Origin of the sequence: Brevundimonas sp. Leaf168, assembly GCF_001423685.1 — a bacterium.
Classification (GTDB): Bacteria; Pseudomonadota; Alphaproteobacteria; order Caulobacterales; family Caulobacteraceae; genus Brevundimonas; species Brevundimonas vesicularis_C.
Genome location: NZ_LMOY01000009.1, coordinates 70,216 through 93,702, shown reverse-complemented (window position 1 = coordinate 93,702; position 23,487 = coordinate 70,216). Strand labels below are relative to the sequence as shown.

Sequence of the window (23,487 nt, the reverse complement as noted above, 5' to 3'; positions counted from 1 at the left end):
CGTTCAGTCAGCCGATCAAAGCTCGCGCCGCCGCGCGGGCTTCGTCGGTGATCTCAGCCCCGGACAACATGCGCGCGATCTCTTCCTGACGGCGCTGATCGTCCAGGGCAACGACGGTGGTGGTGGTCAGGCCGTCGCGGTCGGCCTTCATCACCTTCCAGTGGGCATGGCCGCGCGCGGCGACCTGGGGGCTGTGGGTCACGACCAGGACCTGGGCGCCGCTCGACAGGCGTTTCAGGCGCGAACCAACCGCCTCGGCCACCGCTCCGCCCACGCCTTGATCGACCTCGTCGAAGATCATCACGGGCTGGCGCATGTCCTCGCGGCTCGCCAGGGCGGCCTTCATCGCCAGGGCGAAACGCGCCAGTTCGCCGCCCGAGGCGATGGCGTCCAGCGGGCCGAAGTCGGTTCCGGCGTTGGTGGCGATCTGGAACCGCACCGTCTCGACGCCGTCCGGCCCGCGTCGGCCCTCGATCGGCTCCAGCGCGACTCGGAACCGCGCGCGCTCCAGCTTCAGCGGGCCCAGCTCTGCCATGACGGCGGCGGTCAGGCGTTCGGCGGCGGCTTCCCGCGCCGAGGTCAGGAAGGTGGCCGCCAGATCATAGTCTTCCGCCGCCTCGGCCGCCTCGCGCCCGGCATTGGTCAGCGCCTCCTCCCCATCCTCAATCAGCCGCAACTGCTCGCGCAGGCGAATGCGCAGGGTCGGCAGGGCGTCGACGGTGGTGTGCAGCTTGCGGGCGGCGGCGCGCAGGGCGAACAGACGCTCCTCGGCCTTGTCCAGACGGCCGGGCTCATAGTCGAAGGCGTCGGCGGCGGCGTCCACAGCGGCGAGGGCTTCCGCCGCCTCGACCATGGTGCGGTCGATGGCGTCCACGGCGGCCGAGAGTTTGACGATGACCGGATGATCGCCCTCGGCGCCCGCCTGCCCGGCCCTTTGGCGCGCATGTTCCACGGCCCTCAGCGCCGCGCCTAGCTTCTGGCTCAGCTTGTCGCCGCCCAGCTGGCTGCGGGCGTCGCCCAGATCGGCGATGGCCTTTTCGGCGGCGCCCAGCAGGGCGCGCTCGCCCGCCAGTTCCGTCTCTTCGTCGGCGCGCGGATCCAGCGCATCCAATTCGGAGAGGTTCAGGCTGATCTCTTCGCGCCGCGCATCGGCGTCCGCGGCATGCGCCTTCAGCTCGGCCAGCCTGGCCTCGGCGGCCTTGAGCTTGGCGGAGGCCGAGGCGACCGCCGACAACTGCGGCTGCAGCCCGCCATAGGCGTCCAGCGAAGCGCGGTGCGTTCGCCAGTCCAGCAGGCCCACCGTCTCATGCTGTCCGTGCACCTCCACCAAGGCCGCGCCGATCTCTCGCACGGCGGTCACACCGGCCGGCTGATCGTTGACATAGGCCCGGCTGCGGCCGTCGGCGCCCAGCACGCGGCGAAGGATCAGCTCCTCGCCCGGCTGAACCCCGAACCCCTTGTCGGCGATCAAGGCCAGCAGATCGGGATCGTCGGGAGCCGAGAAGACGGCGGTGGCCACGGCCTGTTTGGCGCCATTGCGCACCAGTCCTGCGTCGCCGCGCCCGCCGAGCGCCAGGCCGAGCGCGTCCAGAATGATCGACTTGCCGGCTCCGGTTTCGCCGGTCAGCACGGTCAGGCCGTTCTCGACCTCGAGATCGAGCACGTCCACCAGGACGACGTCACGAATGGAAAGGGCGGTCAGCATCGCGTCAGGCGCCGGCGGAACGAATCATGACCGACAGAATCCCGATCCACGCCGGATTGCACAAGCCGTCGCGTGCTCAGCCCGGAATGATCCGCTGCAGCCAGCTCTCGCGCTTGCCCTCGGGCGCCTTGTCCGGCGTCTGGCCGTTTTCGGTCAGCAGCGCATAGGCCTCGGCGTACCAGGGGCTGCCCGGATAGTTGTAGCCCAGCACGGCGCCGTTACGCGTCGCCTCTTCCTTCAGACCCAGCTGGAGGTTGACCTCGACCAGACGATACAGGGCTTCGGGCGTGTGCGAGGTGCGCTGGAAGTCCGGGTTGGCGATCACGGCCTTGTAGCGGTTCAGCGCCGCCAGCGGCTGATTGGCGCGCTGATAGTAGCGGCCGATGTTCATTTCCTTGCCGGCCAGCTGGTCGTTGACCATGTCGATCTTGACGGCGGCGTCCGATGCATAGGGCGTGCCCGGATAGCGGCGCGAGACATCCTTCAGACCGGCCAGGGCGGCGGTGGCGTAACCCTGGTCACGACCGACGTCGGTGATCTGCTCGAAGTTGCAGACGGCCTTCATGTAGAAGGCGTAGGACGCCGACGGATTCCCCGGGAACAGCTGGATGAACCGGTCCGCCGCCGCGATGGCGTCGGCATAGGCGTTGTTCTGATAGTAGGCGTAGATCTGCATCAGGATCGAACGACGCGCCCAATCGGAATACGGATGCTGGCGTTCGACTTCCTGGAAATAATCGACGGCGTCGGACCAGCGGCGCTGCTGCAGCCGATCATAGCCGGTGTTGTAGAGCGCCTCGACCGGGCGTTCCTCATAGGCCAGCTTGGGACGCTTGGTGCCCGAGCAGCCTGAAATCGTCACTGCGGCGAGCGCCGCGGTCATCAGCACCATGCCGGAACGGAACTTAGAAGCGGACAAGGACGACCCCATGACGTGTGAAGGACGGCCCTGAAGCCGTTCCCCGGAAACCAACGCGGCGACCTCTAGCACCCGCAACCGAGCCGCGCCATGCCGAGGAAAACTCAGCATACGACTTGCCCTGCCCGGCTCCACTGGTAAAGAGCGCGCCAACCGACCGCCGTTCATGGGGGGCGGATGACGGCGAAAGGATGACCGGCCGATGAAGCTGCTCTCAGGCAACTCCAACCGCGCACTGTCCCAGGCGATCGCCGACCACCTGGATGCGCCCCTGACCAAGGCCCAGGTCAAGCGGTTCGCCGACAACGAGGTCTTCGCCATCATCGAGGAAAACGTCCGCGGCGAGGACGTCTTCATCCTGCAGTCGACCTCCTATCCCGCCAACGACAACCTGATGGAGCTGCTGATCATCACCGACGCCCTGGTGCGGGCCTCGGCGAAGCGGATCACGGCCGTCATTCCCTATTTCGGCTATGCGCGTCAGGATCGTAAGACCGGCGGCCGTACGCCGATCTCGGCCAAGCTGGTCGCCAATCTGATCACCCGCGCCGGCGCCGACCGCGTCCTGACGATGGATCTGCACGCTGGTCAGATTCAGGGCTTCTTCGACATTCCGACCGACAATCTGGTCGCGACCCCCGTGCTGGCGCAGGACATCAAGGAAAACTACGCCCGCGGCGACGACCTGATGATCGTCTCGCCCGACGTCGGCGGCGTGGTGCGCGCCCGCGCCCTGGCCAGTCGCCTGGACGCCGATCTCGCCATCGTCGACAAGCGCCGGCCCAAGGCGGGCGAGAGCGAGGTCATGAACATCATCGGCGACGTGCAGGGCCGCCGCTGCATCCTGTTCGACGACATCGTCGATTCGGGCGGCACCCTGGTCAACGCCGCCAAGGCCCTGATCGACCAGGGCGCGACCGAGGTTTCGGCCTACATCAGCCACGGCGTCCTGTCCGGCCCCGCCGTCCAGCGCATCACCGACGGCCCGCTGAAGGAGCTGGTGATCACTAACTCCATCGAGCAACCCCACGAAGTTTTGAACTGCCCGAAAATCCGAGCGGTTTCCGTGGCTCCGCTCGTCGGAGAGGCTATCCGACGGATCGCGAACGAAGAATCGGTGTCGAAACTGTTCGATTAACCATCGGCTAACCATAAGGCCCGCCTTATAAGCGCCAACAGTACTGGCGCTTTTTGCCCGCGTGTTCGCCTGAGGAAGTCACCATGAAAACGGCCCTACTGAGCCGCGGTCTGTCGGCCGCCGCCCTCGCCGCCGCTGTCCTGCTCGCCAGTTGCGAGAGCGGACCCTCGAAGGCCGAGCTGGAAGCCCAGCGTCTGGCGGCCGAACTTGCCGCCCGCAAGCCGCCCCCCGTGTCCCTGAACCAGGGCGTGGCGGACGCCGCCGCGATCTACGTCGCCTTCCTGCGTGAAGCCCAGACGATCCAGCCGGGCGGCTTCCCCGATGCGGAATCGATCCAGGCCGCCCTGCGCAAGGGTTCGGCCTATGACGCCGACCAGCTGTCGCGCGGGCTGATCGCATACGGCGCCATCATCGCCCTGCAGTCGCCCGAGTTCGTCGCCGGCGTGCAGCAGTATGCGATCGACCCGGCGCAACGGCAGCGCATGGTGGCCCAGATCGTCGCCGATCCGGCCTACGCCGCTACCTTGCCCGGCGCAGATGCGGCCGCTGGCCTGATCTCGGCGACCGTCGGCAAGGACGCCATCGCCATGCGCGCCATCGCCGAGGCGATCGAGCAGGACGCCTACACCATTCAGGGCCGCAGCGATCCGCGTCGCCAATGGGCCATCACCCCCATTCCGAACCGCGAAGTGCGGCTGGAAAGCGCAAAGACCCTGTCGGCCGTGAAGATGCTGCCGTCGCCGGAGGAATCGAGCCGCCTGTTCGCCGCCGCCAACAGCGGCACGGGTCTGGGACTTGAGCCCTCGCGCAAAGGCCCGCCCTACACCCCCGCTGTCGTCCGCTCTCTGGCCATCGCGGCTCTTGGCGCGCTCGGCGCCGGCGGCGACGAGGCCCGGGTCAACACCGAGGCTCTGACGCACGAGCCGAACAGCGAGTTCTGCATGGATATGTCCAAGCTGATGCTGTTCCAGTGCCTGGCCGCCTCGCGCCCCAGCTATGAGGACATCTTCTGCCTGGGCCGCCACATCACCCGCGACCTGGCGACCTGCACCACCGAGGCGACGCAGATCACCACCATCGTCGTCGGCGATCCTCAGGAAACCGGCGCCGCGCCGGCGCGCACGCCCATCTCGGTCACCGTCCCGCAAGCGACGCCTGTTCCGACCCCGGCTGTTGCGACCACCCAATCGCTGAACACCGGCCCGACGACGCGCTAGGTCTTCCTGTCCAGATCGACAAAAGGCCCGCCCGAGCGATCGGAGCGGGCCCCTTTTCTTGAGCGGACGGCCTATTCGTAGCCGTGCGCCGCCTCGTTGATGACTTGTGAAGGCATGGACGAGAAGTCCACGGCGACAGGCGTCGCGGTCTTGGACTGATAGGTCCGAAGCACGTGCGTCAGACGACGACGCACCTCACGCTCGGCCTCCGTGCCGGTGTCGAGCGCCAGGGGCGCCAGGCAGAAGTCGATGATGGCTTCGGTTCGGGTCAGCGGTTCCATTTGCGGGTTCCTTTCCGGTTTAAGCCGCGTGGGTGAACTGGGCGGTCTCGGTCGAGTCCTTCAGCGCCGTCGTCGAGGACGTGCCGTTGGAAATGACCGTGGCGACCTGGTCGAAATAGCCGGTGCCGACTTCGCGTTGGTGACGCGTGGCGGTGTAGCCGATGGCCTCGTTGGCGAACTCGCGCTGTTGCAGCTCCGAATAGGCCGCCATGCCGCGATCGCGATAACCGTCCGCCAGCTCGAACATCGAGTTGTTCAGGCTGTGGAAGCCGGCGAGGGTCACGAACTGGAACTTGTAGCCCATAGCCCCCAACTCGCGCTGGAACTTGGCGATGGTGGCGTCGTCCAGCTTGGCCTTCCAGTTGAAGGACGGCGAGCAGTTGTAGGCCATCAGCTTGCCCGGATGGGCCTTCTGAACCGCCTCCGCGAACTTCTTGGCGTCGTCCAGATCCGGATGCGACGTCTCCCACCACAGCAGGTCGGCGATATTGGCGTAGGACAGGCCGCGCGCGATGCAGTGGTCCAGACCCGTGCCCTCCTTCAGGCGGAAGAAGCCTTCAGGCGTGCGGTTGTCGCGATCGATGAAGGGCTGATCCCGCTCGTCGATGTCGGAGGTGATCAGCTGGGCGCTTTCGGCGTCCGTGCGGGCGACCGTGATGGTCGGCGTGCCCATGACGTCGGCGGCCAGACGCGAGGCGACCAGATTGCGCTCATGCGCCTGGGTCGGGATTAGAACCTTGCCGCCCAGGTGGCCGCACTTCTTTTCCGACGCCAGCTGGTCCTCGAAGTGAACGCCGGCAGCGCCCGCCTCGATGAAGGCCTTCATGATCTCGAAGCTGTTCAGCGGCCCGCCGAAACCGGCTTCTGCGTCGGCGACGATGGGAACGAACCAGTCGCGCTTGGCGCCGCCCTCGGCATGCTCGATCTGATCGGCGCGTTGCAGGGTGCGGTTGATGCGGCGGCACAGTTCCGGCGCGGCGTTGGCCGGGTACAGCGACTGATCGGGGTACATGGCGCCGGCCGTATTGGCGTCCGCCGCAACCTGCCAGCCCGACAGATAAATGGCCTTCAGACCCGCGCGGACCATCTGCATGGCCTGGTTGCCGGTGACGGCGCCCAGCGCATTGATGAAGGGCTCGTCGTGCAGCAACTGCCACAGGCGGTTGGCCCCGCGCTCGGCCAGCGTATGGGTGATCGGCACCGAGCCGCGCAGGCGCAGGACGTCTTCAGGGGTGTAGGGGCGCTCGATGCCGTCGAAACGGCCGGCGGGCGAAGGCACCAGATCGGCGAAAGTGGTCATGGTCGAACTCGGTCTCTGAAGGGCGCGGCCGCAGCCGCCGTCTCGGAGACAAGAACACGCGTCGGTCAAAACTGATACAGATCGAACACAATCAACGAAGTCATCTTGTCACACTATGACTTTGCCCGGACAGTCACGTTGTGACATCATGCGATGATGAACACCGCCGCTGATCGCAAACTGTTTCTAGGCGCCCGGCTCAAGCGGCTGCGGCGCGATCTCGGCCTGACCCAGACCGCCATGGCTGCCGATCTGGACGTTTCGCCCAGCTATCTCAATCACATAGAACGCAATCAGCGCCCGGTCTCAGCTCAGCTGCTGCTGCGATTGGCGGACACTTATGACGTCGATCTGCGCGCCCTGAACCAGGGTGGCGCGGCGGACGAGGCGCGCCTCACGGAGATCCTAACCGATCCTCTATTCAAGGGTCTGTCCGCGCCCCGCCATGAACTGGTGCAACTGTTGGAAGAGGCGCCCGGTGTGGCCGACGCCCTGCTGCGCCTCTATCAGGCCTTCGACGACGGCCGCACGCGCGCCCGCGCCGCCGCCGAGACAGGCGAAAGCCCGATCGAGACCAGTCCCGCCGAATGGGTGCGCGAATACATCCAGTCGCGCGGCAACCATTTTCCCGAACTGGACCAGATGGGCGAGGCCCTGTCCGATGCCCTGTCCGCCGAGGCGCCGGCCCACGCCGACGGCTTCGAACCCGCCGCGCGCCATCGGCTGGCGGCCAGGCATGATCTGGGGGTCCGCACCCTGCCGGCCGAGGTCATGGTGGAATGGACCCGCCGCTACGACCTGCACCGCCGCCGGCTGTTGCTGTCGGAAACCCTGGGGCCGTCCTCACGCGCCTTCGCCATCGCCTATCAACTGGCCCTGGCCGAGCAAGGGCCGGCGCTCAACGCTCTGGCAGAGGCCGCGAACGCCCCGGACGCGCCCACTCGATCGTTGCTGAAGGTCGCCCTGACCAACACGCTCGCCGCCGCGACTCTAATGCCCTACGCCGCCTTCCAGCGGGCGGCGGAAGAGACGCGCTATGACTTGGCTCGGCTCCAGGCCCGGTTCGGCGTCAGCTACGAACAGGCCGCGCACCGCCTGACCACCCTGTCGCGCCCTACCGCGCGCGGCGTGCCCTTCTTCCTGATGCGGGTTGATCAGGCGGGCAACATCTCCAAACGCTATGCGGCGGGCGCCTTTCCCTTCTCGCGCTTCGGCGGCGCCTGCCCCCGCTGGCGGCTGCATTCGGCCTTCCGCACGCCCGGCCGCATCGTCACCCAGATCATCGAGACTACAGATGGCGGCCGCTGGTTCACCTTCGCCCGCACGGTCGAGCGGCAAGGCCACGACGGCTATGGCGAGCGGCACGACCTGGCCGTCGGCCTGGGCTGCGAACTGGGTCATGCGCATCGTCTAACCTACGCCCACGGCATCGACCTGCAGAACCCCGACGTCACGCCCATCGGCCCGGCCTGCCGCCTGTGCCACCGCCACCCGTGCGCCGAACGCGCCGCCGCTCCCATCGACCGCCCGCTGGCGGTCGATGACTGGTCCAAGTCCGTCAGCCCCTATCCGTTCGGCGCGGCCTGAGGCCTAGCGCCTCTGATCGGCCGTGCGGTCGCGGATGGCGTTGAACTCGGCCGTCGGCTTCCACGCAGGCCAGCTCTCGCTGTCGGCCACCGTCAGCCCCAGCCGGTACAGCAGGTCTAGGTTCTGCAAGGCGGCCGTGAAGTCGTAGTCGGCTCGCCATTCGTCGGTCAGCTTGTGATAGTAGCGGTCCATCGCCCCCTCGTAATAGGGCTTGCCCGCCTCGATCCCGCCCTCGACGAAATCGCGGCCTGTCCACGGCATCAGGGCCGGCACCCCGCCGGCCGCGAAGTTGAAGTGGTCGGAGCGGTAGTAGAAGCCTTCCTCCGGATAGCCGTCGCCCGTCACCACCCGCCCCTGCACGGCGGCGAACCGGCCCAGGATATCCTCCAGCTCGGACTTGCCCACGCCGAACACCGCCACGTCACGCGTTGCGGGCGTAAAAGGCAGCATGTCAATGTTGATGTCCGCCGCCGTCTTGGCCAGCGGATAGACCGGATCGGCGGCATAGGCTTCCGACCCCAGCAGCCCCTGCTCCTCGGCCGTGACGTGCAGGAAGACCACGGTGCGCTTCGGTGCCGGTCCAGCCTTGAACGCCCGCGCCATCTCGATCAGACCGGCCGTCCCCGACGCATTGTCCCAGGCGCCGTTGAAGATGTCGTCGCCCTCGGCATTGGGCGTCCGGGCCTTGCCGACGTGATCCCAGTGGGCGGAATAGAAGACGTACTCGTCAGGCCGCTCGGTGCCGGGGATCTTGGCCAGCAGGTTGTTGGAGTGGATGACCTCGGTGGTCTCGGCGATATCGACGCTGAGACGCGCGCCCAGATCCAGAACGCCCCCCAAGGCGGTCGTCTTCGCCCGCTCGACGGCGGCTTCCAGGGGCGCGCCGCCGATCACTGTCGCCGTGGCCATGTTGATGGATCCGCTGAACCGCGGGTCCTGCGCGCCCTTGACCGTCATCTGCGGGCGCGTCGCCCCGCCCACGGCGCGACGCCAGCGGTTGTCCTGGTCCTGAAGCGTGATGACGCCCACGGCTCCGCGCTTCAGCGCCTCCTGGGTCTTGTGCGTGGTCGAGCCGTAGAAGTTGGGATCCTCGCCCATCACCGTCGGCTGGCCGCGCAGAATGACCACGACCTTGCCAGTCAGGTCCGCATTTCCATAGTCGTCCCATGTCGGCCCCGAAATGCCGTAACCGGCGAAAACCAGCGGCGCCTCGGCCGTCACGACCGGTTCCGCCGACCCGGCCCGCAGGGTGATGTCCGTCCCGGAAACCAGCGGATGCGACACGCCGTCCGCCCCGGTCCAGGACGCCGTCGGCGCCCGCTCCGGCGTGAAGCGCACCAGATCGACGGGCTGCAGCCACGATCCGTCGCGTCCGCCCGGCTCCAGCCCCATCGCCTCATACTCCGCCTGCAGATAGGCCAGGGTCAGCCGTTCGCCGATCAGCCCCGGGAACCGTCCCTCCAACTCGTCCGACGCCAGATATTTGATGTGGTCCGACAGGCGCTGGGCGCTGAACTGAGGCGTCGCGGCCGAGGCGACGGCGAAAGCGTCCAGCTTCGGCGCCGGAGATGCGACCGGCGTCGTCGCGCAGGCGGCGAGTGCGAGCGCCGCGAGGGCGATCAGGGGTGAACGGCGATGGATCATTGAACTGACTCGACAGGCGGAATGGCAAAGGGGCGGCGATCCCTCTCCGCCCCATCTCGATCTGTAAAAAGACTAGCGGCGTTCGGACGCGGTCGTGGCGCGCACCGGCGCGAACTCCGAACCCGACTTCCACTGCGGCCAGTCGCGACCGTTCGCCAGGGCGCGACCGACATCGTAGAAGACCGTCAGATCCTCAATCATGCCGCTGTAGTCCCAGTCGGGCGACCATTCATCCGCCGCCTGGTGATAGCGTTTGGCGCCGTATTCCGACCGCGCCGCCTCGCGCGCGGCGATCGGTTCGTCGCGGAATTCGCCCCGGCTGCCGGCGTAGGCCATCGGCACGCCGCGCTTGGCCAGCGGGAAGTGGTCCGAACGGTAATAGGTGCCGGCCGCATTTTCGTAGTCCGGCACCAGCGACCGCCCTTGCGGCTGGATCGCCGCCGCCAGACGTTCGTCGAAGTCCGACTGGCCATATCCGGTGACGCCTAGACCCGTGACGCGGCCATAGACGTTCATGGAGTCCATGTTGAACCCGCCCACCGTCTTGGCCAGCGGATAGACCGGGTTCACCGCATAGTATTCCGAGCCCAGCAGGCCGCTTTCCTCGCCGGTGAAGCTGATCATCACGATCGAGCGTTCGGTGCGCGGCGCGCGACCGAACATCCGCGCCAGCTCCAGCAGACCCGCAGTGCCCGAGGCGTTGTCCACCGCCCCGTTGAAGATGCGGTCGCCGGTCGCATCCGGCTCGCCCATGCCGATGTGATCCCAGTGGGCGGTATAGAGGATCGTCTCGTCCGGATGAGTCGCGCCCGGCAGGCGGGCGATGACGTTGTGGCTGGTGACCTGATTGGTGGCCACGTCGAACTCGGTCGAGAAGGATGCGCCGGGCAAGGCGACCGGCTGGAAGTCACGGCTGCGCGCCTGAACCTTCAGCGCGTCGAAATCCAGACCCGCGCGACGGAACAGGTCGACCGCCACGTCACGCTGGATCCAGCCCTCCATCGGCACGCGCTCCGCCGCCGCATTCTGGCGCAGGATGTCGAACTGCGACACGCCCCAGGAGTTGGCGACCGTCTGCCAGCCGTAAGACGCCGGCGCCGTCTCGTGCACGATCAGCACGCCCGCCGCGCCCTGTTTGGCCGCCTCTTCGTATTTGTAGGTCCAGCGGCCGTAATAGGTCATGGCCTTGCCGCCGAAGGTGTTCAGCGCCGGCTCCTCGAAGTCGGCGTCATTGACCAGCACGACCAGGATCTTGCCTCGCAGGTCCTGGCCCTTGAAGTCGTTCCACTGCCGCTCGGGCGCATTGATGCCATAGCCGACGAAGATCAGCGGGGCGTCCTTCAGGCTGACGTGTTCAGCCGGGCGGCGGGTCGAGATGGCGACCTCACGCCCTTGCGTCATCGGCAGGGTCCAGTCGCCCAGCTTCAGCGAAGCGCGCACATTGGACTGGGTGAAGCGGTTCAGGATCACGTCCTGCGTCCATTGACCGTTCGGCCCGCCCGGCTCGAACCCGGCGGCGGCGTAGCCTTCGCTCAGATACCGGACGACCTTTTCCTCGGCCGGGGTGGCGATGCCCCTGCCCTCGAAACTGTCGTCCGAAAGCGTCTTGATGTCCTGCGAGATGCGCGCCGCATCGAAAGTCGGGACGGTGTGAACCGCAGCGGGATTGGGCGCCGTGGCGCAGGCGGACAAGGCGGCGCTCGCCAACAGAACGGCGGCGAAAGAAGAGACAAGACGCATGAACTGAAGGCCCCACAGCCGAAAACGATACGCGACCCTAGGGGGCGAACCTCTCCCTGTCGATGCTGCGTCCCGGACCTTTCGTCGCAAACGAGAAAGCCCGCCGAGGCGAACCTTGGCGGGCTTACGATTTCGATCCGGCGGCGACGCCCTTAGTGGGCGACGCCCTTCCAGATGCGGCGGTAGGCGACATAGGTGATGCCGGCGAACAGCAGCAGATAGATCATCACGCCCAGACCGGCCTGCTTGCGCTCGACCATCTTCGGCTCGGACGTCCAGGCGATGAAGGCCGCGACGTCCTTGGCGTATTGATCGACCGTCTGCGGCGAGCCGTCGTCATAGGTCACTTGACCGTTCTGAAGCGGCGGCGGCATGGCGATGAAGCCGCCGGGCGGAACGTCCTTGTGGTCGCCCGTCCAGAACGGCGTCAGGTCGCCGGCCATATAGGGGTTGTAGTGCTGACCCTCGCGGATCTGCAGGCCGGCCGGCGCGGCCTTGTAGCCCGACAGCAGCGAATAGATGTAGTTGGCGCCGTCGTGACGGGCCTTGGCCATGACCGATAGGTCGGGCGGCGCGGCGCCGCCATTGCCCGCCGCCGCCGCCGTGGCGTTGGGATAGGGGGCGCGGAACTTGTCGGCGGGCGTGGCGTCACGCTGGATCGCCTCGCCGGTCTCGCTGTCGATGTCGCCGACCTGATTTTCCTTGGCCAGAGCCTTCACGACAGGATTGTCGTTCGGGTTCGGGTACTTCGGATTCCAGAACGGCCCATGACGGTCGCCCAGGTTCCGATAGTGCATCAGGTTCATGCTGTGACAGGCGGCGCAGACCTCGTGATAGACCTTATAGCCGCGTTGCAGCTGGCCCTGGTCATAGGTGCCGAACGGCCCCTCGAAGCTGAACCCGCCCGAGCGCGGATGGGCGGCGGCGCCCGACGCCATGGCGGGAGCGGCTGCGCTCAATAGACCCAACGCAATCGCGGCCGAGGCGATGATCGTCTTGAACGACACGGTCTTCATTCCAATCGTCATGATTTTCAGACCTTGTGCTCGACGGCGCCGGCGCCGGTCAGGACCGGCTCGGAGATCGTCGCCGGGATCGGCAGCGGCTGCTCTTTCAACCCGACCAGCGGCATGATGATCAGGAAGAAGACGAAGTAGTAGAGGGTAAAGACTCGCGTCAGCCACAGGTAGGAGTTTAGGTCGCCGTCGATCAGGGTGAAGGTCTTGAACGACCCAATCACCGGCGCGTCAGGCAGCTGACCACCGCACCAGCCCAGGCCCACGCCCACCACCAGGAAGATGATGAAGAAGGTCCGCATCGTCGGGCGATAGCGCATTGAGCGCACCTTGGACGTATCCAGCCAGGGCAGGACGAACAGCACGCCGATGGCGCTGAACATCGCCACCACGCCGCCGAACTTGTCCGGGATGGCGCGCAGGATCGCGTAGAAGGGCAGCATGTACCACTCGGGCACGATGTGCGCCGGCGTCTGCAGCGGGTTGGCCGGGATGTAGTTGTCGGCGTGGCCCAGAGCGTTCGGCTGATAGAAGACGAAGATGGCGAACAGGATCAGGAACAGGATGATCGCAAAGCCGTCCTTGACCGTGAAATACGGGTGGAAGGGCAGCGTGTCCTTCTTCTCCCGATCCTTCGGGATCAGGATGCCGACCGGGTTGTTCTGACCGGCCGAGTGCAGCGCCCAAAGGTGCAGCACGACGCAGCCCAGGATGGCGAACGGCAGCAGGTAGTGCAGCGAGAAGAAGCGGTTCAGCGTCGCATTGTCGATCGCCGGGCCGCCGCGCAGCCAGATCAGGATCGGCTCGCCCAGCACCGGGATGGCGCCGATCAGGTTGGTGATGACCTCAGCGCCCCAGAACGACATCTGGCCCCACGGCAGGACGTAGCCCAGGAAGGCGGTGGCGATCATCAGGAAGAAGATCACGCAGCCGATGATCCAGATCATCTCGCGCGGCGCCTTGTACGAGCCGTAGTAGAGGCCGCGCAGCATGTGCAGATAGACGGCGATGAAGAACATCGACGCGCCGTTGGCGTGGACATAGCGGATCAGCCAGCCGCCGTTGACGTCGCGCATAATGCGCTCGACCGAGGCGAAAGCCAGGTCGACGTTCGGCGTATAGTGCATGGCCAGGACGATGCCGGTGACGATCTGCGTCATCAGGCACAGGGCCAGGATCCCGCCGAAGGTCCACCAGTAGTTCAGGTTCCGCGGCGTCGGCAGGGACATGTAGTCCGCGCCGAAACGGATGATCGGCAGCCGGGTGTCCAGCCACTTCTCGACGCCCGTCTTCGGGACGTAGGTGCTCTCGTGATCGCTCATGATTCCCCCTTGGTCCTCAGCCGATCTTGACGCGGGTGTCGGACAGATAATCGTATTCCGGCACCACCAGATTCAGAGGCGCCGGCCCCTTACGAATGCGGCCGGAGGCGTCGTAGTGCGAGCCGTGGCAGGGGCAGAACCAGCCGCCGTAATCGCCCGCGCCGAAGGTCGGCACGCAACCCAGGTGCGTGCACGAGCCGATGACGACAAGATATTTCTCGTGACCCGGCTTGGTGCGCTCGGCGTCGGTCTGGGGCTGTTTCAGGTCCGGAGCGTGATCGTCCGCGATGACCTTCTGCAGCTCGGCCGGGGTGCGGTAGCGCACGAACACCGGCTTGCCCTGCCATTTGATGACGACCTGCTGGCCTTCCTGAACCTTGGTCAGGTCGAACTCGATCGACGCCAGCGCCAGCGTATCGGCCGCCGGATTCATCTGGTTGATCAGCGGCCAGGCGATCATGGCGCCCGCGCCGACCGCTGCGGCGCCCGCCGCGATGTAGATAAAGTCCCGACGATTGGGATCACCGCCCTCAGGGCTGTGACCGTCTTCCGTATGCACGACCGATTCGGCCACGTTTCCACCTCTCGAACGCCGCAGAAGACCCCCAAGGGCGTCCCCAGCCACGGCACGAACCAACAAAAGACGCCGGGAATCCCCGACGGCCCGTGACTTGCGCCGCATTGGACGCAAGCTGCTGACGTTTCTTGCGAAACGCTCGCAAACAGACCGCGACAAACCCCCTCGCCGCGCGTATGTCAGGCCTTAGAATGCGTCTCGCCCTTTTTCAACCGGACATTCCTCAGAACGTCGGAGCCTGCATCCGATTGTCGGCCTGTTTCGGCGTCGATCTGCATGTGATCGAGCCGACGGGCTTCCGTTTCGACGACCGCGCCATGAAGCGCGCCGCCCTCGACTACGGCCCGCTGTCGCACATGACCCGCCACGCCGATTGGGAGGCCTTCCAGGCGGATCGTCCGGCCGGGCGGCTGGTGCTGCTTACGACCAAGGGCGCCACGCCCCTGCCGGATTTCATCTTCCAGCCTGACGATACTCTGCTGTTCGGCAAGGAAAGCGCCGGCGCCCCCGACTATGTCCACGCCGCCGCCGACGCGCGTGTCGTCGTGCCGCTGCGACCCGACGCCCGCTCGCTGAACCTGTCGGTCACCGCCGGAATCGCCCTTTGGGAAGGCCTGCGCCAGACGGGCGCCGTCGGTCAGTTCTGAGCCGAAGCGGGCTCCAGCCGCGCCAACGACGGGCGTTCGCCGGCCTTTGACGCCGCGACGGTCTCGACCGCCCGCATGACCCGCAGCAGGTTCTCGCCGGCGATCTTGCGGATGTCGGCCTCGGTCCAGCCCGCCGCCATCAGGGCCGCCAGGATTCGCGGATAGGCGTCCACCCCGCCCATGCCTTCCGGCAGGCTGCCGATGCCGTCGAAGTCGGCGCCCAGGCCGACATGGTCGATGCCCGCCACTGCGCGCACGTGCTGAATATGCGCCACCACGTCGGCCAGAGTCGCCTGAGGCGTCGGATTGGCGGCGGTCCAGGCCGTCAGCCCGACCTCCACGGCACCGGGATCGTCGGGGTTTAGCGTCTTCAGCCGCGCCTCCTCGCCCGCCTTGGCCCCGTTCCAGGCCCGCACCGCCTCGGACACGAAACCGGGCGCCAGGTTGATCATCACGATGCCGCCGTCCTGCGGCATCATCCGCAGCACCCGATCCGGCACGTTGCGCGGATGATCCGTGACCGCCCGCGCCGACGAATGGGAGAAGATCACCGGCGCATCGGACACGCGCATGGCGTCCAGCATCGTCTCCTCGGACACGTGGCTGAGGTCGACCATCATGCCCAACCGGTTCATCTCCTTGACCACCGCCTCGCCGAACGGGCTGAGCCCGCCCCACTTCGGCGCGTCCGTCGCGCTGTCGGCCCAGGTCGTGGTCTTGGAGTGGGTCAGGGTCATATAGCGTGCGCCGGCCCGGTAGAACTCGCGCAGCAGGGCCAGGGAATCGTCGATCGAATAGCCGCCTTCCATCCCGATCAGGCTGGCGATCCGGCCCGATGTGAACACCGCATCCACCTCGTCCGCCGTGGTCGCCAGGCCAAAGGTGTCGCGATGGGCGGCGATGATGCGTTTGGCCGTGTCGATCTGCTCAAAGGTTTCCTCGACCGCCTCCAGCGGCGTCAGGCTGGCAGGCACATAGACGGACCAGAACTGCCCTCCGACGCCCCCGGCCCGCAGGCGCGCGATATCGGTATGCAGTTTGGTCGACGCCGCCAGATTCTTCGTCAGATCAACGGCGTAAACGTCGTTTCCGTACTGCTGTCGCAGCGCCCACGGCAGGTCGTTGTGCCCGTCGATCAGCGGCGTGGTCTTCAAAATCTCCATCACCCGCGCCTCATCCGCGTCCTGGGCCTGAACCGCCCCTCCCAGCGCGAGCGAGGCGACGGCGACGGAGACGAGACGGCGGATCATTGGCGGGCTTCCTGAAAACGGCAGGCGGCCATTAGCGCCCGCGATTCTGCTTATGACAACCTCGCCGGATGACGCCGCCGCCGCGACGTGGTTCAAGCGCGCCATGAGCGACGCCGTCTTCTCCGATCCGCTCGACCTGAAGAAGGTCGAGACCCGCGCCTGGTTCGAACATCTGCGCGACCGCATCCATGCCGCCTTCGAAGCGCTGGAGGATGCCGCCCCCGCCGACCTGTTCCCCGGCGAGCCCGGTCGCTTCGTCCGCACCCCATGGGAACGTCCCGAGGGCGGCGGCGGCGTCATGGGCATGATGCACGGCCGCCTGTTCGAAAAGGTCGGGGTCCACGTCTCGACGGTGCATGGCGCCTTTCCCGCTGACTACGCCAAGAACGTGCCCGGCGCCGACGTCGATCCGCGCTTCTTCGCGACGGGGATCAGCCTGATCTGCCACCCCGTCAGCCCGCGCATTCCGGCTGTCCACATGAACACCCGCTTCATCGCCACGACCAAGAGCTGGTTCGGCGGCGGCGGCGACCTGACGCCCGTGCTGATGGCGGATCGTCGTCAGGATCACCCTGACACCGTGGCCTTCCACGCCGCCATGCAGGCCGCCTGCGACGCCCACGACCCGACCTGGCACGCCAAATACAAGGCCTGGTGCGACGAGTATTTCTACCTGGCCCACCGCAAGGAGCCGCGCGGCACCGGCGGCGTCTTCTACGATCATCACGACAGCGGCGACTATGACCGAGACTTCGCCTTCACCCGCGACATCGGCCTGGCCTTCCTGGACGTCTATCCCCGCATCGTCGCCAATCGCATGGCCGAGCCCTGGACGGCCGAGGAGCGCGAGGAACAGCTGATCCGCCGGGGCCGCTACGTCGAGTTCAACCTGCTCTACGACCGCGGCACCATGTTCGGACTGAAGACGGGCGGCAACATCGACTCGATCCTGTCGTCCATGCCGCCGGTGGTGAAGTGGCCCTAGCCCATCGCCTCGACAAACACGTCGCCGGCCCGGCTGCGATACCGTTCCCGGTGTCGTAACAGGCGGAACGGCCGCTCGGGCAGGGTGAAGGGCGCCGTCACCAGCCGCCCGGCCGCCACCGACGCATAGGCCACGCTTTCCGACAGGGCCGTGGCTCCCGCCCCCGCCTCGGCCGCCGCCAGCACGGCTTCGTTCGACGGCAGGGTCATCGAGACCGACAGGGTCGCGGGATCGACCCCCATGTCCCGCACCGCCGTCTCCAGCGTCGACCGCGTCCCTGACCCGACCTCCCGCAACACCCAGGGCTGGCCCGACAAATCCTTCGCGTCCAGCCGACGTCGCGTCGCCCACGGATGGTCCGGCGTCACCAGCACAGCCAGCCGATCCGACCCCACCTGAACCTGAGACAGGGCCGGCTCGTCCACCGCCCCCTCGACCAGGCCGATCTCGGCGGCGCCGCTCAACACCGCCTGCGCCGCCTCGCGCGTATTGCCGATCTCGACCGCCAATTCGACGCCGGGATAGGCCGTGTGGAAATCCACCAGCCGGCGCGGCAGCCAGTAGCTGGCGATGGTCTGGCTGGCGAACACCGCCAACCGTCCGCGCCGCAGGGCGCTCATGTCCGCCAGCGCCGCCTCGGCCGCCGCCGCTCGCGCCAGCACCGCCTTAGCCTCGGGCAGGAAGGCGCGGCCGGTCTCGTTCAGAACGACGCCCCGCCCGACCCGATCGAACAGCCGCACGTCATGCTCAGCTTCCAACGCTGCCAAGGCGTTCGACACAGCCGACTGCGTCAGGTTCAGCGCCCTTGCCGCTGCCGTCACGTGGTCACGCTCGGCGACAGCGACGAAGATACGCAGGCGCTCCAAGGTCACGATTGATCTCCAAATCGGATTGAAACGACCATAACTATCCGTTGGACCGCCGTCGAGGGCAGGCGCATCACGCTTGACGATGAAGTCCACCGCCCTGCCCGCCCCGCTTCACGCGCCGACTTTGGCGTCGATGACGGCGTTCGGGCGCACGATCCGGCCCGGCGTCATGCTGTGCCTGCTGGTGACCCTGGCGGCCATAGGCCTGACCAGTATCGAGCGCGACGTCATTGGCCATGTCTGGCTTGAGCCGCTGGTGCTGGCCATCCTGCTGGGCGCCGCCGTCCGCACTGCCTGGACGCCCGATGCGCGGTTCAAGGCCGGAATAGACTTCTCGGCCAAGACCCTGCTGGAGGTGGCGGTGGTGCTGCTCGGCGCCTCGGTCAGCGCCGCCACCCTTTCCTCGTTGGGTGTCGGCTTCGTCCTGGGCATCTTCGCCCTGGTCGCGCTCGCCATTGTCGTCGGTTTCGGCCTCGGCCGCGCCCTGGGCCTGAACCCGCGCATGGCCCTGCTGGTCTCCTGCGGCAACGCGATCTGCGGCAACTCCGCCATCGCCGCCGTCGCCCCCGTCATCGACGCCGATGGAAAAGAGGTCGCCGCCTCCATCGCCTTCACCGCCGTGCTCGGCGTCATCGTGGTTCTGGCCCTGCCCCTGCTGGGCGGCCTGATCCATCTGAACGGCCTGCAATACGGCGCTCTGGCCGGTCTGACCGTCTATGCGGTGCCGCAGGTCCTCGCCGCCGCCGCCCCGTTCGGCGTCGTCGCGACCCAGACCGGCACGGTGGTCAAGCTGGTGCGGGTGCTGATGCTCGGTCCTGTCATCCTCGCCCTGTCGCTAATCTTCCGCGACCGCGCGCCCGGCGCCGCAAAGCCCGGCCTGTCGCGCCTGCTCCCTTGGTTCATCATCGGCTTCCTGGTCATGATCGGCCTGCGTTCGTTTGACCTGATCCCGCAGGCCGCGCTGGCGCCCATGGCCGCCGCCTCCAGCCTTCTGACCGTCGTCGCCATGGCCGCCCTGGGTCTCCAGACCGACATTCGCGCCGTCGCCCGTGCCGGCGGCCGCGTCGTCGCCGCCGTCATCCTGTCGCTGGGCGCCTTGGTGGTGCTGGCGCTGGCGCTGATCCGGCTGCTGGGCCTCTAGATCCCGCTGCCGTAGTCCTCGACCGGCGGCGGGGTCAGCAGCAGGAAGGCGCGGATCCAGGCGGTCAGCACGGCCCGGTCGTTGGGCCGCTTCAGACTGTCGATCGCCTGATCCGCCACATCATGCGGGATGCGCGCCCCGCGCCGTCCCTCGATCACGGCCGCCGCATAGTCCGGCTGAAACTCCGGGTGGCACTGAAACGAGATCGCATCGTCGCCCCAGGCCAGACCGGCGTAGGGCGTGAACCCGCTGGACGCGATCACCCGCGCGTCGTCCGAAACCGCGACGACCTGATCCTGGTGCGACACAGGAATGGCGATCGTCCGCGCCCGCGGATGCATCCACGGCGCATCCTCGCGCACGTCATAGCGGTGCAGCCCCACGCCCCAGCCTTTGTGCGACTTCTCCACCACGCCGCCGAACGCATGGGCCAGCGCCTGATGCCCGAAACAGATGCCGACCAGCCGCGTCCGCCCCCGCGCCGCCCTAAGCCAATCGATCAACTGCGGAATCCACGGCAGATCGTCATAGACCCCCGCCGCCGACCCCGTGACGATGGCCCCCTGAAAAACCGAAGGATCCTCGGGCAGATGCCCCGACTGCACGTCAAACCGCGTGGTCGGCACACCCTCGCCCAGCAGGGCCCGAAACCGCGCGGGATAGTCGTCGAAATCGTCCTTCAGATGCTCCGGCGGGTGTCCGGTTTCCAGAATGGCGATGCGCGTCATGCGATCAACCTAGTGACTGCGGTCAGAAGGTCCAGACCTCGGCCCGTCCGCCCGCTTCGCCGAGCGCCCCCGCGACCCAGCCGCAGATCTCGGTCGCGGCTTCTTCCGCGCCCGCCGGCGGATTGACCACCACCATGGCGCAGCCGTTCATCTTCATCGGATTGGTCAGCGGCCTCAGCCGCGCCTCGGCGACCAGGGTCGACCCCGCCTTGCCTTGCAGCCGCCGGATAAAGCCGTCGAAGGTCTCCAAGTCCTTCAGCGGCGTCCAGATCGCCACCGTCGCCGTCGGATCGCGCTTTACCACCGAAATCGCGGTCTCGGCCGAGCGGATATAGTCGTCGGGCTTTTCGAACGGCGGGTCGATCAGCACCAGCGGCCCGCGCACCGTCGCCGCCTCCGCCGCCACCGCCGCATAGCCGTCGCCCTCGCGCGCCTCGGCGTTCGCTCGCCCCGTCAGCGCCTCGGCCAGCATGGCCCGAACCGGCGGGTTCAGCTCGAACCCGACATACCGACCGCCAGGCGTCAGCGCGTCCGCGATCAGCAAAGGCGACCCCGGATAGAACCGCGCACCGCCGTCGGGATTCAGCGCCGCGACCTCGGCCGCCAGCGCGTCCATCAGCGTCGTCCGCCCCTCCGCGGACATCAACCGCGCCACGCCGGCCTCGGCCTCCTTCGACCGCGCGCCGTCGCCCGACAGATCGTACAGCCCCGCCCCCGCATGGGTGTCAAACACCGTCAGCGGCCCGGCCGCCTGCCTAGCCTTCACCAGCCAAAGCACTAGGGCGTGCTTGACCAAGTCGGCGAAGTTTCCGGCGTGAAAGCTGTGGCGATAGTTCATGCCGCCTCGTCTCGCGCCCGGCCCGCGCGGTCAAGCGGAACTCGCGCGCCAGAGACGGCGTTCGGCCTAAGTCCTTGTACGGAAAGATGCGATGGCCGCCAAAACCACCCTCACCGACACGCAACGCAAGCCGCCCAAGGGCGTCGCGACCCAGGCCAAACGCGGTCTCGACCTGCGTGACAAACATGATCGGGGCGGCACTGAGGTCGGCGTGCGCCGCGCCCATCAGTTGGCGGATCAGAAGCCCGTCTCGGACAAGGACATCAAGGACATCTACAGCTATTTCGCCCGCCACACCGTCGACAAGGACGGCAAGGGCTGGAGCAGCCGCACCGATCCTTCCGCCGGCTATATCGCATGGCTGCTGTGGGGCGGCGACCCGGCCGAACGCTGGATCAAACGGCTGCATGACCGTCTCGAAAAGGCGAACGGGTGATGGCCGACGGATCGCACGCCTTCGACATCGCCGCCGAAGTTCCCCAGGGCCTCAGCTATTGCAGCGACGAGTTCGCGGGCCTGACGCGCCGCCGCGCCGGCAAGGGCTGGTCGTATCGCGACGCAAAGGGCAAGACCGTCACGGACGCCAAGACACTGGCCCGCATCCGCGCCCTGGCCATTCCGCCTGCCTGGACCGACGTCTGGATCTGTCCCAAGGCCAACGGCCATATCCAGGCGACCGGCAGGGACGTGAAGGGCCGCAAGCAATACCGCTATCACAACGACTGGAGCACGGCCCGCTCCGAGAACAAGTTCGACAAGCTGCCGGCCTTCTCGCGCAACCTGCCGAAACTGCGGGAGAAGGTCGAGCATGATCTGGCTCTTCGCGGCGTCTGTCGCGACAAGGTGCTGGCCACCGCCGTGCGCCTGCTGGAGATCACCCTGATCCGGGTCGGCAACTCCATCTACGCCAAACAGAACCGCAGCTACGGCCTGACGACCCTGCACAAGCGCCACATCGATGTGGATGGCGCGGCCCTGACGTTCGAGTTTCGCGGCAAGAGCGGCAAGGATCACAGCGTCAGCGTCAAAGACCGGCGCCTGGCCAAGGTCGTGCGGCAGCTGGAAGGCCTGCCCGGCCAGCAACTCTTCAAATACCGCGCGGCCGACGGCGCGCTGTGCCCGGTCGATTCCGACGACGTGAACGCCTACATCCGCGAGGCGATGGGCGAGCAGTTCTCGGCCAAGGACTTCCGCACCTGGGCCGGCACCGTCTCGGCGGCGCGGGCGCTGCGCGACACCGAGGCCCCGACCTCGCCCACCGACGCCAAGCGCAAGATCACCGTCTGCGTGAAGGCGGTCGCCGGCCTCTTGGGCAACACCCCCACCGTCTGCCGCGCCTCTTACGTCCACCCCAAGGTCTTCGCCCTGTTCGAAAGCGGGGAAATCGGCAACGCCTTGCCGGGGTCGGAGACCAAGGGGTTTGAAAAAGCGCTGATCAAACAGCTGCTGGCTGTCTGATCAGCAGCATTCGTCTCTCAGGCCGCCTTGTCCCAGTCCAGCACGACCTTGCCCGACTGGCCCGACTTCATGGCTTCGAAGCCTTCTCGGTAGTCGGCGTAGCCCAGGCGGTGCGTGATCAGCGGGCTGAGGTCCAGCCCGGCCTTCAGCAGGCCCAGCATCTTGCGCCAGGTGGTGAACATCTCGCGGCCATAGACGCCCTTTATCGTCAGGGCCTTCAGGATGATCGCGCCCCAGTCGGTCTCCATCGGCTTGCCGGGAATGCCCAGCAGCGCCATGCCGCCGCCCATGATCAGGGTGTCGACGCACTGTTTGAAGGCGATGGGCGAGCCCGACATTTCCAGCGCGACGTCGAAGCCGACCTTCAGGCCCAACTCCTTCATGACATCGTGGATGTCTTCCTTGGTGGTGTTCACGGTGCGCACGCCCGGCGCGACCTTCTGCGCCAGCTCCAGCCGGAAGTCGTTGATGTCGGTCAGGACCACGGTGCGCGCGCCCGCGTGGCGCGCAACTGCAGCCGCCATCATGCCGATCGGGCCGGCGCCAGTGACCAGCACGTCCTCGCCCAGCAGGTCGAACTGCTGGGCCGTGTGCACCGCATTGCCGAACGGATCGAGGATCGAGCCGATCTCATAGGGCACATCGTCCGGCAGCTCGATGACGTTGAAGGCCGGGGCCACCACGAACTCGGCGAAGGCGCCCTGACGGTTCACGCCAATGCCGCGCGTCTTGGGGTCCAGGTGGAAATGGCCGGCGCGGGCGGCTTCCGAGTTCAGGTCGATGACGTGGCCCTCGGCCGAGACGCGCTGGCCGATCTTCAGCGGGCGATCGACGTCCTTACCGATGGCGACGATCTCGCCGGCGAACTCGTGGCCGGTGATCATCGGAGTCGGGACGTTCTTCTGGGACCATTCGTCCCAGTTCCAGATGTGGATGTCCGTGCCGCAGACGGCAGTACGATGCACCCGGATCAGCACGTCTTCCGGTCCCGCCTCGGGGATCGGCGCGTCGATCAGTTCCAGGCCGACGCCGGGCGCGGTCTTGGCCAAGGCCTTCATCGTGTCGGTCATAGTCTCAACTCCCTGAAATCACGGCTCCGGGTTCATCCCGAAACCCGCAGCTGAG

Annotated in this window: 22 protein-coding genes; 8 read left to right on the top strand and 14 right to left on the bottom strand. The window is 67.1% G+C overall.

Going from position 1 to position 23,487, the window contains the following annotated elements; genetic code table 11:
• Window positions 1-7: 7 nt before the first annotated feature.
• Complete coding sequence (gene recN, locus ASF81_RS09455) at window positions 8-1,705, bottom strand: DNA repair protein RecN (protein WP_055808028.1); 1,698 nt, start codon at window positions 1,703-1,705, stop codon at window positions 8-10.
• 76 nt (window positions 1,706-1,781) lie between these two features.
• Complete coding sequence (locus ASF81_RS09450) at window positions 1,782-2,636, bottom strand: outer membrane protein assembly factor BamD (protein WP_055808026.1); 855 nt, start codon at window positions 2,634-2,636, stop codon at window positions 1,782-1,784.
• Between the two features lie 190 nt (window positions 2,637-2,826).
• Here ASF81_RS09450 and ASF81_RS09445 point away from each other — a divergent pair, with 190 nt between their 5' ends.
• Window positions 2,827-3,762, top strand: coding sequence for a ribose-phosphate pyrophosphokinase (locus tag ASF81_RS09445; protein ID WP_017504159.1), 936 nt, complete (start codon window positions 2,827-2,829; stop codon window positions 3,760-3,762).
• Between the two features lie 83 nt (window positions 3,763-3,845).
• Window positions 3,846-4,979: a hypothetical protein gene (locus ASF81_RS09440; RefSeq protein ID WP_055808024.1), complete on the top strand. Its 1,134-nt coding sequence runs from the start codon at window positions 3,846-3,848 to the stop codon at window positions 4,977-4,979.
• Between the two features lie 71 nt (window positions 4,980-5,050).
• Here the strand turns inward: ASF81_RS09440 and ASF81_RS09435 are convergent, their stop codons facing one another.
• Both ASF81_RS09435 and aceA read right to left on the bottom strand, forming a co-directional pair.
• A complete protein-coding gene (locus ASF81_RS09435) occupies window positions 5,051-5,260 on the bottom strand; it encodes a hypothetical protein (protein ID WP_045810109.1) in 210 nt (69 codons plus the stop codon).
• A 19-nt stretch (window positions 5,261-5,279) separates the two neighbouring features.
• Window positions 5,280-6,560, bottom strand: a complete 1,281-nt coding sequence (gene aceA / locus ASF81_RS09430) for an isocitrate lyase (RefSeq protein WP_055808022.1) — start codon at window positions 6,558-6,560, stop codon at window positions 5,280-5,282.
• A gap of 156 nt (window positions 6,561-6,716) precedes the next feature.
• Here aceA and ASF81_RS09425 point away from each other — a divergent pair, with 156 nt between their 5' ends.
• Window positions 6,717-8,147: a short-chain fatty acyl-CoA regulator family protein gene (locus ASF81_RS09425; protein WP_055808451.1), complete on the top strand. Its 1,431-nt coding sequence runs from the start codon at window positions 6,717-6,719 to the stop codon at window positions 8,145-8,147.
• Window positions 8,148-8,150: 3 nt separating this feature from the next.
• On the opposite strand, the gene ASF81_RS09420 is transcribed toward ASF81_RS09425, so the two are convergent.
• The 5 genes from ASF81_RS09420 to petA form a co-directional block, all read right to left on the bottom strand.
• Window positions 8,151-9,791 (bottom strand): M28 family peptidase, encoded by a 1,641-nt coding sequence (locus ASF81_RS09420; protein WP_055808020.1) that lies wholly within the window; start codon window positions 9,789-9,791, stop codon window positions 8,151-8,153.
• Between the two features lie 72 nt (window positions 9,792-9,863).
• A complete protein-coding gene (locus ASF81_RS09415; RefSeq protein ID WP_055808018.1) occupies window positions 9,864-11,531 on the bottom strand; it encodes a M28 family metallopeptidase in 1,668 nt (555 codons plus the stop codon).
• Between the two features lie 152 nt (window positions 11,532-11,683).
• Window positions 11,684-12,559 carry a cytochrome c1 gene (locus ASF81_RS09410; protein WP_200932931.1) on the bottom strand — a complete coding sequence of 292 codons (876 nt, stop codon included), beginning with the start codon at window positions 12,557-12,559 and terminating at the stop codon, window positions 11,684-11,686.
• Between the two features lie 5 nt (window positions 12,560-12,564).
• The gene (locus tag ASF81_RS09405; protein WP_039245598.1) at window positions 12,565-13,869 is read right to left on the bottom strand and encodes a cytochrome b N-terminal domain-containing protein; all 1,305 of its coding nucleotides are present in this window, start codon (window positions 13,867-13,869) and stop codon (window positions 12,565-12,567) included.
• A 16-nt stretch (window positions 13,870-13,885) separates the two neighbouring features.
• Window positions 13,886-14,443, bottom strand: coding sequence for a ubiquinol-cytochrome c reductase iron-sulfur subunit (petA, locus tag ASF81_RS09400; protein WP_045810115.1), 558 nt, complete (start codon window positions 14,441-14,443; stop codon window positions 13,886-13,888).
• Window positions 14,444-14,637: 194 nt separating this feature from the next.
• Here petA and ASF81_RS09395 point away from each other — a divergent pair, with 194 nt between their 5' ends.
• Complete coding sequence (locus ASF81_RS09395) at window positions 14,638-15,093, top strand: tRNA (cytidine(34)-2'-O)-methyltransferase (protein ID WP_055808013.1); 456 nt, start codon at window positions 14,638-14,640, stop codon at window positions 15,091-15,093.
• Here ASF81_RS09395 and ASF81_RS09390 read toward each other — a convergent pair.
• Window positions 15,084-16,343 (bottom strand): dipeptidase, encoded by a 1,260-nt coding sequence (locus ASF81_RS09390; RefSeq protein ID WP_055808011.1) that lies wholly within the window; start codon window positions 16,341-16,343, stop codon window positions 15,084-15,086. The two genes, ASF81_RS09395 and ASF81_RS09390, sit on opposite strands and share 10 nt — an antisense overlap.
• 103 nt (window positions 16,344-16,446) lie before the next feature.
• Here ASF81_RS09390 and hemF point away from each other — a divergent pair, with 103 nt between their 5' ends.
• Complete coding sequence (hemF, locus tag ASF81_RS09385; protein WP_055808449.1) at window positions 16,447-17,328, top strand: oxygen-dependent coproporphyrinogen oxidase; 882 nt, start codon at window positions 16,447-16,449, stop codon at window positions 17,326-17,328.
• Here the strand turns inward: hemF and ASF81_RS09380 are convergent.
• Window positions 17,325-18,200, bottom strand: a complete 876-nt coding sequence (locus tag ASF81_RS09380) for a LysR family transcriptional regulator (protein ID WP_055808009.1) — start codon at window positions 18,198-18,200, stop codon at window positions 17,325-17,327. The genes hemF and ASF81_RS09380 overlap by 4 nt on opposite strands.
• A gap of 79 nt (window positions 18,201-18,279) precedes the next feature.
• On the opposite strand from ASF81_RS09380, the gene ASF81_RS09375 reads away from it, so the two are divergent.
• Window positions 18,280-19,338: a YeiH family protein gene (locus tag ASF81_RS09375; protein ID WP_235559317.1), complete on the top strand. Its 1,059-nt coding sequence runs from the start codon at window positions 18,280-18,282 to the stop codon at window positions 19,336-19,338.
• Here the strand turns inward: ASF81_RS09375 and ASF81_RS09370 are convergent.
• Window positions 19,335-20,066 carry a hypothetical protein gene (locus ASF81_RS09370; RefSeq protein ID WP_055808007.1) on the bottom strand — a complete coding sequence of 244 codons (732 nt, stop codon included), beginning with the start codon at window positions 20,064-20,066 and terminating at the stop codon, window positions 19,335-19,337. The genes ASF81_RS09375 and ASF81_RS09370 overlap by 4 nt on opposite strands.
• Before the next feature lie 22 nt (window positions 20,067-20,088).
• A complete protein-coding gene (gene rlmJ, locus ASF81_RS09365) occupies window positions 20,089-20,904 on the bottom strand; it encodes a 23S rRNA (adenine(2030)-N(6))-methyltransferase RlmJ (RefSeq protein ID WP_055808005.1) in 816 nt (271 codons plus the stop codon).
• Window positions 20,905-20,995: 91 nt separating this feature from the next.
• Between rlmJ and ASF81_RS09360 the strand changes: the two genes are divergently transcribed.
• Complete coding sequence (locus tag ASF81_RS09360; protein WP_055808002.1) at window positions 20,996-21,340, top strand: hypothetical protein; 345 nt, start codon at window positions 20,996-20,998, stop codon at window positions 21,338-21,340.
• A complete protein-coding gene (locus tag ASF81_RS09355; protein ID WP_055808000.1) occupies window positions 21,340-22,362 on the top strand; it encodes a DNA topoisomerase IB in 1,023 nt (340 codons plus the stop codon). The genes ASF81_RS09360 and ASF81_RS09355 overlap by 1 nt, the downstream gene beginning before the upstream one ends.
• 17 nt (window positions 22,363-22,379) lie before the next feature.
• On the opposite strand, the gene tdh is transcribed toward ASF81_RS09355, so the two are convergent.
• The gene (tdh, locus tag ASF81_RS09350) at window positions 22,380-23,420 is read right to left on the bottom strand and encodes an L-threonine 3-dehydrogenase (protein WP_199059180.1); all 1,041 of its coding nucleotides are present in this window, start codon (window positions 23,418-23,420) and stop codon (window positions 22,380-22,382) included.
• Between the last annotated feature and the right edge of the window lie 67 nt (window positions 23,421-23,487).